Genomic DNA, 12621 nt, shown 5'->3' on the forward strand with positions numbered 1-12621 from the left:
GGCCGATCAGCGACCGGAGACCGAAATCGAGAACGCCCCCAGGAATCCGACGAGGAGGATGAGGCCGGTCGCCAGATGCGCCTCGTCGAACGCCTCCGGGACCATCGTGTCCGCGATCATCGTCAGGATGGCGCCGCCAGCCACCGCGGTCACCGCGGCCAGGACCAGCGGCGAGACACCACCCAGCAGCGTGTATCCGACGACGGCGGCAAGACCACTGATCAGCGCGATGACAGTCCACAGCCCGAAGACGTAGGTCGGGGAGCGGCCGGCTCGCCGCATCCCCGCCGCGCTGGACAGCCCTTCGGGCACGTTGCTGACGAACACCGCGACGACGGTGGCCGCGCTGACCGCCCCGCCGCCCAGCAGACTCGCACCGATCACCACCGATTCGGGGATGCCGTCCAGAAGCGCCCCGAGAGCGAGTGCCGTGCCCGAGCCCGCCTGCTCGTCCTCCGAGGGCTGCTGCCCCCCGGAACGTTTACGGTGCCGCGCCCCCCGCCATGCCAAAACCACGTTGCAGCCCGTATAGGCGACGGCGCCGGCAACCGCTCCGAGCACGGTGGGGGTCAACCCACCCTGCTCGTACGCATCCGAGATCAGGTCGAAGGCCACCGCGGACAGCAGCACACCAGCGCCGAACGCCATCACCGAGGCGACCACGCGCCGCGGCAGTCGCACCAGATAGCCCACTGCGGAACCAACCAACAGCGCGGACCCGGCCAGCAGGCCCCAGCCACCGGCTTCCATCCACCCCGGCATAATCTATATCCAGTCCGGCATAATTCATCCAGTTTCGTGGACCGCGGCCCACGCGCCGCCGGGCCAGGCGGCCGGAGGGCGATGTACGCGTGGGCGTAGGAACGGCGCGGCTACTTGATGACGGCGTCGACAGTCTTCTTGAGGGCGCCCGGCTGGGCCGGGCTGTGCGGAGCCTTCTCCTTCGCCTCCAGCAACCGTTCCCCGATCTCGGACAACTGCTTGCGGCCGAGTCCCTCACGAACCTGGGGGAACCACTCCTGCTCTTCCTCGTCGATGTGGTGTGTCACATTCTCGATCAGAACTGCCGTCTTGGCATCGAAACGCTCCGCCTCCGGCGAGAGCGCGGCCAGCTCCATGACGAGGAGGTCTGCGACATGATGCTCCTCGTACGATTCGAGGATGTCGTCCTCCAGCGCCGGCAGCAGACCGCGGACCTCCGGATACATGACCTCGTTCTCGATGTAGGTGTGCACCGTAAGCAGCTCGATGATCTTCTCGACGAGCCTGCCCTTCGTGGCGTGGGCGTTCTCCCCCGCCTCCTGGAAACACTTGAACGCAGCCTTGATCCCTTTGTGATCTTCCTTCAGAAGCACGATAGCGTCCGTCGACATTTCAAATCCTCCGAATTCTGACGAGGTGAGCTCCGCGCAGCCGGTCCCCCGCCCTTCCTCTCCGGTCGTCCACCCCGAGCGCCACCGACGACGACCGGCAGGAACGGCTGGTAGGGACGCAGATCCCCACACGTCTGCGAGTGAAACGTCCGGTGGATGGGCAGTGCGGCTCACGGCCCTCTCCGCGATCACGATGTGGCCGATGACGGTCAACGCGGCCCGCGGTGGAGACGGCCGGCGGCGGTCGTCAGCAGCTCGACGGGGCGGCGGGGCACGCCGAGCAGCGAGGTGAGGGGGCTGCGGTGCAGTACCCGGCCCGGACAGCCGCCGTCGATCCGCCCGGGGCCGGGGTCGGGCTGGTCGACGATGTCGGCCGGCTCGACCGGGCGCTCCTCGCGCAGCGTTTCCACCACACCGGCGGCGGCGGTGTGGGCCGTCCCCCGATCCGGCTGCGGCGTGAAGGACCACTGGGCGCCGATCCGGCCGTCCTCGTATGCGGCGCTGGCCGGCGCCACTCTGATCGCGACCCTGTCGGCGTCGAACATCGTCGTGGGCAAGTCCGTCGATCGCGCCCACTTCTCCGCGGCCCAGAGCGTCGCTTCCGCACGATCTGCTTCCAGCACCGGCCGCATCGGCGTGATGTCGGGCTGCGGCGCCCCCAGCGTCGGTTCCCGTTCGTTACCGACACCCGCGGGCGTCTCGATCTCGACTGCCACGAGGCTTTCAACATCCAGGTGCATGGCCTCGCGCGGCGGTGTCAGGCGACCGGCGGCGGCAAGATGGTGATCGGTGTCTCCGGCGGCCTCGACTCGACGCACGCACTGATCGTCGCGGCCAAGGCCTGCGACCGGCTCGGCGTCCCGCGCACGTCGATTCTCGGGTACACCATGCCGGGCTTCGCCACCGGGGCGGATACCAGGGCGAACGCCTGGGCGCCGATGCGCGCGCTCGGCATCGAGGCTGTGGAGATCGACATTCGTCGTCGGCGCCGGCGACTTCAGCGAGTTGGCGCTGGGCGGGTGACCTATAACGTCGGCGACCAGATGAGCCACTACGCCGTCAACGCGGGAGTACCGAAGACCCTGAGAGCAGTACCTCATCCGGTGGACGGTGACCACAGGAGACAGTTCGACGAAGCCACCTGCGCGCTGCTGACCGCGATCCTCGGCGTGGAGATATCGCCGGAGCTGGTGCCCGCCGGCGAGGAGACGGGCGCGACGCAGAGCACGGAAGATCGGATCGGGCCGTACGAACTGCACGACTTCTTCCCGTTCCACATCATGCGGTACGGGTTGCCACGGTCGAAGGTGGCATTCCTCGTCTGGCACGCCTGGCGCGAGGCCGACGCGGGCCGCTGGCCAGCCGGCTTCCCGGCAGAGGGACGGCACGCCTACGGACTGTCGACCATCGTTCACTGGCTCGAGGCGTTCCTCACCCGCTTCTTCCACCTGTTGCGCCACTCGGCACACCGATGGTGCCCCCGCCCGCTCGCCCGCCTGAAACGGCCCGGCAGGCGGGCAGGGGCGGTCACAGCCTGGCTGAGCAGGCAGGCCGCGCACGCGAGGGACACGGGGCGGGCGGTCAGGCACATCGGCACGCGGAGCGGAAGCCAGGATTTGTGGACGCCAGGATGGCAATGCATCCAGGTATGGTTGCCCTCTGGAGACGGCATCGGCAAGATGAGGAGCCGGCGCTCGGTACCGGCCCAGATGAGGCGGTCCGCGAGGCGGAGCCCGACCGGCTTACCGAGCTGCGGTCCCGCTCCTGGTTCGCGGTCCTGCGTCGCACGGCCAAGGAGTTCAAGGACGACGAGCTGTCGGACCGCGCCGCCGCGCTGACCTACTACGGCGTCCTCGCCATCTTCCCCGCTCTGCTGGTCCTGGTCTCGCTGCTCGGGGTCATCGGGAAGTCCGCGACCGACAGCATCCTGACCAACCTGGAACAGCTCACGCCCGGCTCCGCCCGGGACATCCTGCGCAACGCGGTGAACGGCATCCGCGACACCGCCGGCACCGGTGGTGTCCTCGCCGTCGTCGGCCTGGCCGGGGCGCTATGGTCCGCCTCCGGCTACATCGCCGCGTTCATCCGCACCGCCAACGCCGTCTACGACATCCCCGAAGGACGGCCGGCATGGAAGATCATGCCACTGCGCCTGGCCGTGACCGTGATGCTGATGGTGCTCCTCGCGGCCAGTGCGACCATCGTCGTGTTCTCCGGTGGTCTCGCCGAACAGGCAGGAAAGGCCCTCGGTCTCGGCTCCGCCGCCCTGACCGCCTGGTCCTACGCGAAGTGGCCGGTGCTGGTCCTGCTCGTGATCCTCATGATCGCTCTGCTGTACTGGTCCGCGCCCAACGTTCGCGTCCGCGGCTTCCGCTGGCTCACGCCGGGCAGCGCGCTCGCGGTGGTCATCTGGCTGGCAGCCTCGGCCGGATTCGCCCTGTACGTGGCGAACTTCGGGTCCTACAACAAGACCTACGGGACGCTCGCCGGCGTCATCATCTTCCTGATCTGGCTGTGGCTGTCCAACCTCGCGATCCTGCTCGGCCTGGAGTTCGACGCCGAGATCGCCCGAGAACGCGCCGTCACCGGCGGCCTGCCCGCCGACGAGGAGCCCTACGCCGAACCCCGTGACACCCGCGCCTGGCCCCACCGCCCGCGCCGCTCCCACGGACACGCTGGCCAACGAAACACGTGACGGAAGCGACGGGCCCCGGGTAACCGAGCACATCAAGAATTCAAACATCCGCCTCGGCGAGATTATCCATGGACAGCCATGACCAGTTCGTTCGGGCCCTTCTCGGCCATATTGACCACCGTACCGACCGACGTCCCGCGGGCGGCGGCGAACCGCCCAGCGACGAGGCCCTGATCGTCGACCGGCGACGTGGCTTTGCCAGCTGCCAGCACGCTGTCCGGATCCCTTACCCGGTTCGTCGCTTCCGCTCTCCCGAACTCGCAGTGAAGCGTCCGACGGAGGTCAGCGACGGTCCGCTTCGGACTGCCCGCCGCAAAAGCGGACGGCCACCAGTATCGATCTTGAGCATCGTTGCAGGTCAGTAGCACCGCCGACCGAGCCGGCCGAGTTCCATTGCCAGACGAGGCCCACGCCCTGTGGCAACGTCCGCGCGCGTAGCCGGACGAAGACCCCGACTGCCGGACCGCTTCCGTACCCCTCTACCAGCACAAACAGCGAGAGCGGTGCCCTGCGGTCGGCCACACGGCCCGAAGCCTCGTGACCTTCCACCCGGCGGGCGAGGTGTCGTGGGGAGGTCGTGTCGGTCCGGGGTTGAGTCGGGTTGCTGTGTCCTACCGGCAGCCCGGCCTCCAGGCGGCCGGGTGCCTGGTCGACGAGGGCGGGCAGGTCCGCGTCGGCATCCGGGTCCGATTCGCGGACGTTCACGGTCAGGCACCTGCGATCAGGCCGGCATAAATGTTTAAAGTGCGGCATACCTGGCCGCAGATCGCTGACGTTGCCGCGTGGCAACGTGGGCTGAGGACATCGTGATCGCCTCACTCCGGCGGTGGGCTTGTCGGTAATCGGTCTGATCGAAGCGATGCACCTGACGGATACGCATCGACCGGAGCCGGAGCAGAGACACCGTCGGATGGTGTCGCGCCTCGTCGGAACGGCGCCAGGGCGCGTGAGCAGGACCTGCTCCACCGAGCTCGCGCCGAAGACGTCCTGCACTGCCGACAGAACCACCGCCCAATCTCCGCAGAAACCCTCCGCAAACGCCTCCGAGTCGGCGCCCCCACGCGCGCCGGCTCGTCACCCAGCTCCGCAGCGAGATTCACACCGGGTCGAAAGTAGCCCGAACCACGTCGATCGTGGGGTCAGCCAACTGAATGATCGGCGGGTAGACCGACGGACCCCGCGGCCACCACGCTCCCAGCTGCGGGGCGGTCGGGCACACACAGCGTTATCCACTGCCGGTCAGGTCGGTAGCTATCCCCTTGATCACGAACTCGAGTTGGGTCACTGGCAGGTGAAACTCGAGCTTGAGGAGAGGGTCATTCGCCTCTCGATGCCTTTGTCCTATGGTCAGCAACAGGAACCGGTGCATCGCGTAATGAGATACGACTCGATCCACCCCGGCCTCGTCCGGCGGGACGCCAAAGGCGAACGCATCCACGCTCACGACGGCGCGATCTTCGTCGACGGCGGTCGCCGAATGGCCGGACAACGGCTATCACAGGATCGACGAGTTGCGTGGGGGCCTCACGCTCTGGGTTTCAGTTCTGTGAGACGGTTCTGCGAGACGGTTGCGCGGACCCGATTGCGGCCGGCATGTTTCGCGTTGTAGAGCGCGGCGTCGGCGATCTCGACGATGCTGTCGGCGGCCTTGCCTGGCGGTGGTACCACGGCGGCGACGCCGATGCTGACGGTAACGATGCGCTCTGCCGTCAGCGGATGCGGCTGGGCGAGCGCGGCGATGGCTTCGCGGAGGCGTTCGGCGATGCGCAGTGCGGTCGGGGTGTCGGTGTCGGGCATGACGATGCCGAACTCCTCCCCTCCGTAGCGGGCGGCCATGTCCGTGTCGCGGATCCGGCTTTGGAGCTCGCTCGCCACATGCCGCAGGCACTCGTCGCCGGCCGCGTGTCCGTAGTGGTCGTTGTAAAGCTTGAAGTGGTCGATGTCGATCATCACGAAGGCAAGTGGCTGTGCGGCGTGCTGCGCACGCCGCCACGCCGCGGTGAGGACCTCGTCCAGCCGGCGGCGGTTGGCCAGTCCGGTGAGCGCGTCTGTGATGGACAGCTGCTCCAGGCGCCGGTTGGCGACCTCAAGTTGGCGGGTGCGTTCGGCGACCTTGCGTTCCAGCGAGGTGTAGACGAGTGCGTTGTCGAGGGATACGGCGAGTTGTCCGGCGATGAGCATGACGCCGCCGAGGCGCTCGGTGGAGAACGCGCCGCGGATGAGCTGGTTCTCGAGCAGCAGGAGGGCGCGCAGCGCCCCACGGTTGAGGATCGGTATCGCCAGTAGGGAGCAGCAGCCGAGGTCGGTGAGGTACGGGTCGCGGGCGAATCGGTCGTCGCGGGTGGCGTCGGTGACCATGAGGGGCTCACGGGTGCGCTCGGCGTACCGGACGACGGACATCGGGACAAGGCGCTGCCGATCGGGCTCGTCCAGCGCGATCATCTTCCCGTCGTCGCTCGCCGCCCGGGCACTCGCCGCGCCGGCTGGAAGCAGCCACTTCCGCCGTTCCGCGTCCCGCAGCAGCAGGTGGACGTCTGTGGCGCCGGTCATGGCGGACAGCACCTCGGCGACACGGGCGCGCACGCCGTCGATGCTGGTCTCGGAGCTGAGCGCCTGGGAGGCGGCGAGGATGCCCAACAGGTCGAGGGTGCCGGTCATGATGCTGGAACGGCCGGTGCCCACGACGGTGGGGGCTTGCGTGTCGAGCTCGGACAGCGGTGTGGTGGCGGACCGTAGGGTCGGGTACGCCCAGTCGAGCTGGTCCACCTTCGCGGTGGCGCCCCAGGCCAGGTACGCCTCGCGGGCCTTGGCGAGCAGCTCGTGCCCCGCATGTTCCATGCCGTGCGCGAGGTGCAACCGGGCGGTGCGTTCGGTGATGAGCGCCTGGTGCCAGGGGCGGCGCCGTGTCGACACCTCGCGGCGCGCCTCGTCGAAGGCGCGGGCCGCGGCCAGGTGGTCTCCGACTGCCCAGGCCCGTTCGGCTTCGGCCAGGCGCAGCAGGTGGCGGAAGTTCGCGGGGGCGTCGGCGGCCCGTAGCCGCAACCAGTCGACCTCCGCGTCGAGCGCGGCCAGCGGGCCGCCGCGCTGGTCCGGCTCGGCCGCCCGGGCCTGACCGGCCAGCGCCAGCCCGCGCAGCAGATGGGCGAGCGCCGTGGGATACATCCCCTCCATGTCGGGGAGCATTCCCATCGCCGCCTCGCTGTGCCGCTCCAGTTCCGGCTGGTCACCGAACACAGCGGCGGCCAGTGCACAGATGACGTGTGCCTGCACGGCGTCCGACCGGTCGTTGCTGGTTGCCGCCGGAGGAGGCGTTCCCGGCGCGTCCGACCCGCCCTCGCCGCGCAGCAGTCGGATCAGCCACCGGTAAGTGGAGAGCGTCCCGGGGACGAGCTCGTTGCCGGTCCGCGCGGCGAACGCCTGGCCCGACTCGATCTCCTCGACCACGCTGCCCAGCTCCGGTGCGAACTCGAAGAGCTGCTGGACCACCGCGACATAGGCATAGCAGGCGTACTGTGGGTCGCCGCCCCGGATCAGCCCCTCCCGGGCGGCCTGGGCGCGGCGCACTGTGTCCTCGAGCGGTTCGAACCAGGGTCCGGCGGCGAGCGCGTACAGATAGCTGGCCTGCGCCGCGCCGGGTCCGTAGTCGCGTGCCGCGCTCACCGCCAGGACGTGCCGCAGCACCCGGGCTCCGGTGCCGTAGTCGCCGCGTAGCCTGGTCGTGACCCAGACGAGGTTGCTGACGGCGCCGAGCAGGGTGTGGCTGGGGCCGTGCTCGGCCCACATCCGTAACGCCTCCAGGACCAACCAGGCCATCGTGGCACGGTCGCACAGGTAGGTGGGTGGCATCAGGCGGTTGATGAGCGTGATCGTGCCCAGCAGCGCCGGCCCGGTGATCTCCGCGCGGCCCACCTGCTCCGCGACGGATTCCACCTCGAGCCATCGGTACAGCTCGTCCAGGCGGCGCTCGACGTCCGCGTCGATGGTCTGGGCGGCCGGTACCTCGATGCCCAGTTGCCGCAGCAGGCCGACGCCCAGCGCGATCGCCTCCTGCAAGCGGCGCCGGTTGGTCAGACTGCTCACCTGGACGGCCGTCGGGGCGATCCGCTGCGCCGGTTCGGTGCAGAGCTGGTCGACGGCCCGGTAGACCTCGTCCGCCTCGTCCAGCCGTCCCAGGTTGTAGAGCGCCTCGTGCCGGGCGGTGTGCAGCTCGATCAGCGAGTCGATGTCGTCCGGAGCGGTCAACCGCGCCGCCGCGTCGAGGAGCCGCCCCACCAGCGCGTGGTTGCTCACCAGTCCGGCCTGCTCGGCGGCGCCGCGGAGCAGTTCGACCACGTCGTGGCGCTCGGCCGGGTCGCGGACCGCGTCGATCACCGGCAGGTACTGCTCCGCGGCGAGCGCGCCCAGCTCCGGCCGGGCGGCGAGCCGCCGGGCCAGCCGCAGCCGGAGCCGGTCCAGTCGCCGGGGCTCCACGTGCCGCAGCACGCCCTCCAGGAGCCGGTCGTGGCGGAAGCGCACCACGTCGTGGCCGCCCGGACCTGGCTCCACGACCAGCAGCCCACCGTCCAGCGCGGGCAGACACCGCTCCTCCACCTCGGCGGTGGACAGGCCGGTCGCCTTCCCCAACAGATCGATCTCGACCTGCCCAGCCAGGCACGCCATCGCATCCAGCACCGCTCGGGTCGGCGCCGGCATCGCGCCGGCACGCTCGGCGAGAAGGTCTGCGACATCGGCACGGCCGAGCTGGCGCAGTGCCGCCTCGTCCCACGACCACCCGTCCTCGGCCAGGGTCAGCACGCCGTCGATCCGCAGCGCGTTGAGCAGTTCCACAGTGTCGTACGCATTGCCCCTCGTACGCGGCGCGATGAGGCCGGCCAGCTCGGCGGCCCGGGGCGGATCCAGGCGCAGCATGTCGCCGACCATGCCGGCGAGGCCCGCTGTGGGCAGGTTGTCCAGCCGCAGGAAGTCCAGCGCGCCCTGGCGCCGCCACCGGGCCAGCATCGGAGCGAGCGGATGGGTCGCGTCCACCTCGCCTTCCCGGTACACGCCGACTACCAGCAGGCCCTCCACCGGCTCGTCGCTGCTGAACATCTCGTCGATCACCCTCAGCGGAGTACGGGGGGCCCACTGCAGGTCGTCGACGACGAACACCACCGGCCGTTTATGGGACGCGATCACTCGCAGAATTTCCACCGCGTTCCGCTGCCCCCGGGCCTGCACTGTCTGCGGGTCGCCGATCTCTGGGGGAACCTTGAGCAGCGCGGCGAACTCGGGTAGCAGCGCGGCCGTCAGGCCCGCGTTGGGGCCGACGACCCGCAGGATCCGCTCGCGTACGTCAACCAGTTGGTCCTCCGGCTCGGCCAGCAGGAGCCGCCCGAGCGCGCGGAACGCCCGGTACACGCCGTCGAACTCGAAGCCGCGACGGTACTGGTCGAACTTGCCGGAGACGAACCAGCCCTCGCTCCCGGTCACGATCGGGCGCAGCTCCTCGATGAGCGAGGTCTTGCCCACTCCGGGCGCCCCGGTGACCAGCAGACCGCGGCGCCGCCCGGACTGCGCGAGCGTGAACGTGGAGTGCAGCTCGGCGATCTCCTCGTCCCGGCCGAACAGCCGCGACGGCGCCAGCAGCCGCGGGGGGAAATCTCGGGTACCGACCTGGAACGGCTCCAGCGCACCGTCCCGCAGCCGCGTCAGGTCGTGGACGAGCCCGGCCGCCGTCTGGTACCGATCGTCGGGCTCCTTCGCCAGCAAGTGCATGATGATGGCGGACAGCATCGGTGACACGGCGGGGTTGACCTGGGCCGGGGCCACCGGTATCCGGGCCAGGTGGTCGCGGGTGAGGCGTAGCGGGTCCCCGCTGCCGAAGGGCGGCGCGCCGGTGGCCGACTCGTACAAGGTGGCGCCGAGCGCGTACAGGTCGGCGCGCTGGTCGACCGGGCGGCCGGTACGGCCGGTCTGCTCCGGCGCCAGGTACGGCAGCGTCCCGACGATCTCCCGGTGGTGGGTGAACTCCGGGCGGATCTCCGCGAACGTCGTCGCCAACGCGAAGTCGATCAGATACGGCTCTCGCTCCGACCCCGCGACCACGATGTTGGCCGGGCTGATATCCCGGTGCACCACGCCGCCGCGGTGCATACCGTCCACCACGCGGGCCAGGCGTAACGCGAGCCGGGTCAGCTCCGCGGCATCCAGCGGCGTCGGGCAGTCCGCCAGCGAGACACCGCCGACGTCCTTCAACGGGATCGACCCCGGATAGCGCGCCTCCGGTGCCAACTGCACGACGCCCTCGACGCCGGACAGGCGGCCGAGGATCGCCAACTCGTGCCGCAGTCGCCGCTGTGCCCCCGGCCCTACCGGCTCCTTCAGGATGACACTGCCGCCCGGCCCAGACAGCCGGCTCACCCGCGTGCGGGCGCTGACGTGGACGAGCCCGAACCGCGTGAGTCGTGGCGAAATTCGGGCTGGCGTTCCATTGTCGGCACCCATTCGGTACCTCCGACACAATCAGGTTCAAAGCTAAACTGCCTCACCATAGTGTGCCCCTCATGGCGCCGCCGTAGTGTTCAGCCGCTAGAATCAGAGGCGACTGATTCAAGTCCATATTTGACTCTTTAAGAGAATCAAACCCACGAAGCGCACGGGACGGCCACATCAAGAGCGAGTCTTATATGGACGCTTTTCGGCCCTGTTACACGTAGTTTTCCCTGATTCTTTACGGCGTGACCGAATAGTGGTTACTGTGCCTCACGCGGCTGTCGATGCTGGCCTTCGGGTTGTGGGCAGGGCCCCTCCCTATCAGGCTCGGGTGAGACACCCTCTTGCAGGGCGTTCGATTCCTTGCCGAGGGTTTTCGGCCGGTTCGTCTCCCGCCCGACAATCATACGCAGCACTCTTTCACCGAGATCCGCGCCCGGCCCGAGCTGTTCCGGCAGATATGAGGCTCATGGTGGTGCGGTGTTGGCGCCGAACGATCCTGTCTCATCCCGCTACCGGGCGGCCTGCGACATCTACCCGTGACGCAGAGAACTCCGGGTAGCCGCGGCCGGTCTGCGGTAGGCCGCAACCATGACCTAACAGCGACGGCTACCCCAGCGACCTGTCCGACGCCCGATAAAAACTGGTCGAACCCGTGCTGACCGCCTGGCGCAACGAACGCCACCGCAAAGGCCTGACCATCGGACGCCCCCCAACACACGATCTGCGCAGCGTCCTCAACGCGATCCTGTACGTCGACCGCACCGGTATCCCCTGGCGCTATCTTCCCCACGACTACCCGCCCTGGGAAACCGTCTACGGCTACTTCGCCCACTGGCACAACGACGGCGTCCTCGACCAACTCATCGACCTGACACGACGCCGCGTCCGCACCAGCGCAGGCCACGACCCCGAACCCACCGCCTGCATGATCGACTCCCAGAGCGTCAAGACCGCCCCCACCGTTCCCGCTGCCACCCAGGGCATCGACCCCGGCAAGAAGATCGTCGGACGGAAACGGACCATCATCGTCGACACCCTCGGGCTACTGCTCACCGTCCTGGTCACCACCGCCAGCACCTCCGACAGCCGCGCCGGCCTCCACCTGCTGACCACTCTCGCCGCCACCCATCCCAGAATCCGTAAAGCCTGGGCCGACAGCGCCTACCGCACCACCGTCATCGAACACGCCGCCGAGCGGGGTATCGACGTCGAAACCGTCCGCTGTGACCCCGCCACCAAAGGGTTCATTCCTCTTCCCCACAGGTGGATCGTGGAACGAACCTTCGGCTGGCTGATGGCCTACCGCCGTCTCGCCCGCGACTACGAAGCCCACCCCACCCGCTCCGAAGCCATGATTGATCTTGCGATGATCGACCTCATGGGCCGCCGCGCCACCGGCGAATCAACCCCAACCTGGCGAGGAACCTGAACCCGAACCAGACAGACCCCGCAGGATCGAACGCCCTGTTAGGGCGGGAGGGAGCTGGCGAGCTTTGCCCTGACAAGGCGCTCTCCAGCTTCCTCCCGGCCCAGCATCCAAGCCAGGTCTGGAGTGAACGAGGCCGTCAAGGGTTCGCGTAGATGGGCACGCTGTCGGACGATCAGAGATCTGCGCCTGACTCGACGTGTCGTGTCCGGACCGCACAACGCGCGTTGTGGAACGCCGGATGCGTTGAAAGGCGCAGGTCGGTGTGCGGGGCGATCCGAGGAAACATGTTGGATGCAAGCCCAGCGCTGCGCCCCTGGTCGGGCTCACCCCAGCCCCCTCTGGGGCAGTCCTGGGTGAGACGTTGCTAGGTGTACGTTGGCCGCAGGGCGTGATCCCTGTCTGTCAGACTCCCGTGAGACAGATGGATCTTTGAGACCTCTGTAGCGCAGGGCGAGACGGGATCTTCAAGACCAGTGACGTTGACCATGGCAGACATGGCCTCCTCGAAGCAGGAGGATGGCGGGGTGAGCCCCTCCCGAGGCCGACCACGGTCGGACCGGCCGAAGCGCCGGACCTTCACCGCGGCCTACAAGAAGAGAATCCTGAACGAGTACGACAGCCTGACCGAGTCGGGTGAACGAGGCGCCCTA

At 68.7% G+C, this 12621-nt stretch carries 7 protein-coding genes and 2 pseudogenes; 4 read left to right on the forward strand and 5 right to left on the reverse strand.

The annotated features are described in order from the left end of the window. Positions 1-6: 6 nt before the first annotated feature. From B056_RS0134180 to B056_RS46315, 3 genes are all read right to left on the reverse strand, one after another. A complete protein-coding gene (locus B056_RS0134180) occupies positions 7-762 on the reverse strand; it encodes a ZIP family metal transporter (RefSeq protein WP_018506328.1) in 756 nt (251 codons plus the stop codon). Between the two features lie 110 nt (positions 763-872). After that, a complete protein-coding gene (locus B056_RS0134185; RefSeq protein WP_018506329.1) occupies positions 873-1373 on the reverse strand; it encodes a hemerythrin domain-containing protein in 501 nt (166 codons plus the stop codon). Between the two features lie 209 nt (positions 1374-1582). Next, positions 1583-1783 (reverse strand): hypothetical protein, encoded by a 201-nt coding sequence (locus B056_RS46315; protein ID WP_195905988.1) that lies wholly within the window; start codon positions 1781-1783, stop codon positions 1583-1585. A 49-nt stretch (positions 1784-1832) separates the two neighbouring features. On the opposite strand from B056_RS46315, the pseudogene nadE reads away from it, so the two are divergent. Together nadE and B056_RS0134200 are read left to right on the forward strand one after the other, a co-directional pair. Continuing rightward, positions 1833-2818 (forward strand): annotated as a pseudogene (gene nadE, locus B056_RS46320) (NAD(+) synthase); the annotation flags it as partial. Between the two features lie 191 nt (positions 2819-3009). After that, positions 3010-4068, forward strand: a complete 1059-nt coding sequence (locus B056_RS0134200) for a YihY/virulence factor BrkB family protein (protein WP_407672453.1) — start codon at positions 3010-3012, stop codon at positions 4066-4068. 282 nt (positions 4069-4350) lie between these two features. On the opposite strand, the gene B056_RS43380 is transcribed toward B056_RS0134200, so the two are convergent. Beyond that, positions 4351-4773 carry a hypothetical protein gene (locus B056_RS43380; protein ID WP_154677386.1) on the reverse strand — a complete coding sequence of 141 codons (423 nt, stop codon included), beginning with the start codon at positions 4771-4773 and terminating at the stop codon, positions 4351-4353. Positions 4774-4989: 216 nt separating this feature from the next. Between B056_RS43380 and B056_RS46390 the strand changes: the two are divergent. Then, positions 4990-5219: pseudogene (locus tag B056_RS46390) on the forward strand (hypothetical protein); the annotation flags it as partial. 373 nt (positions 5220-5592) lie between these two features. Here B056_RS46390 and B056_RS39075 read toward each other — a convergent pair. Beyond that, complete coding sequence (locus tag B056_RS39075) at positions 5593-10551, reverse strand: diguanylate cyclase (protein WP_051105825.1); 4959 nt, start codon at positions 10549-10551, stop codon at positions 5593-5595. Positions 10552-11182: 631 nt separating this feature from the next. Between B056_RS39075 and B056_RS39080 the strand changes: the two genes are divergently transcribed. Continuing rightward, positions 11183-11971 carry an IS5 family transposase gene (locus B056_RS39080; RefSeq protein ID WP_051105826.1) on the forward strand — a complete coding sequence of 263 codons (789 nt, stop codon included), beginning with the start codon at positions 11183-11185 and terminating at the stop codon, positions 11969-11971. The last annotated feature ends 650 nt before the right edge of the window (positions 11972-12621 follow it).

The sequence above is a fragment of the Parafrankia discariae genome (genome assembly GCF_000373365.1).
GTDB lineage: Bacteria > Actinomycetota > Actinomycetes > Frankiales > Frankiaceae > Parafrankia > Parafrankia discariae.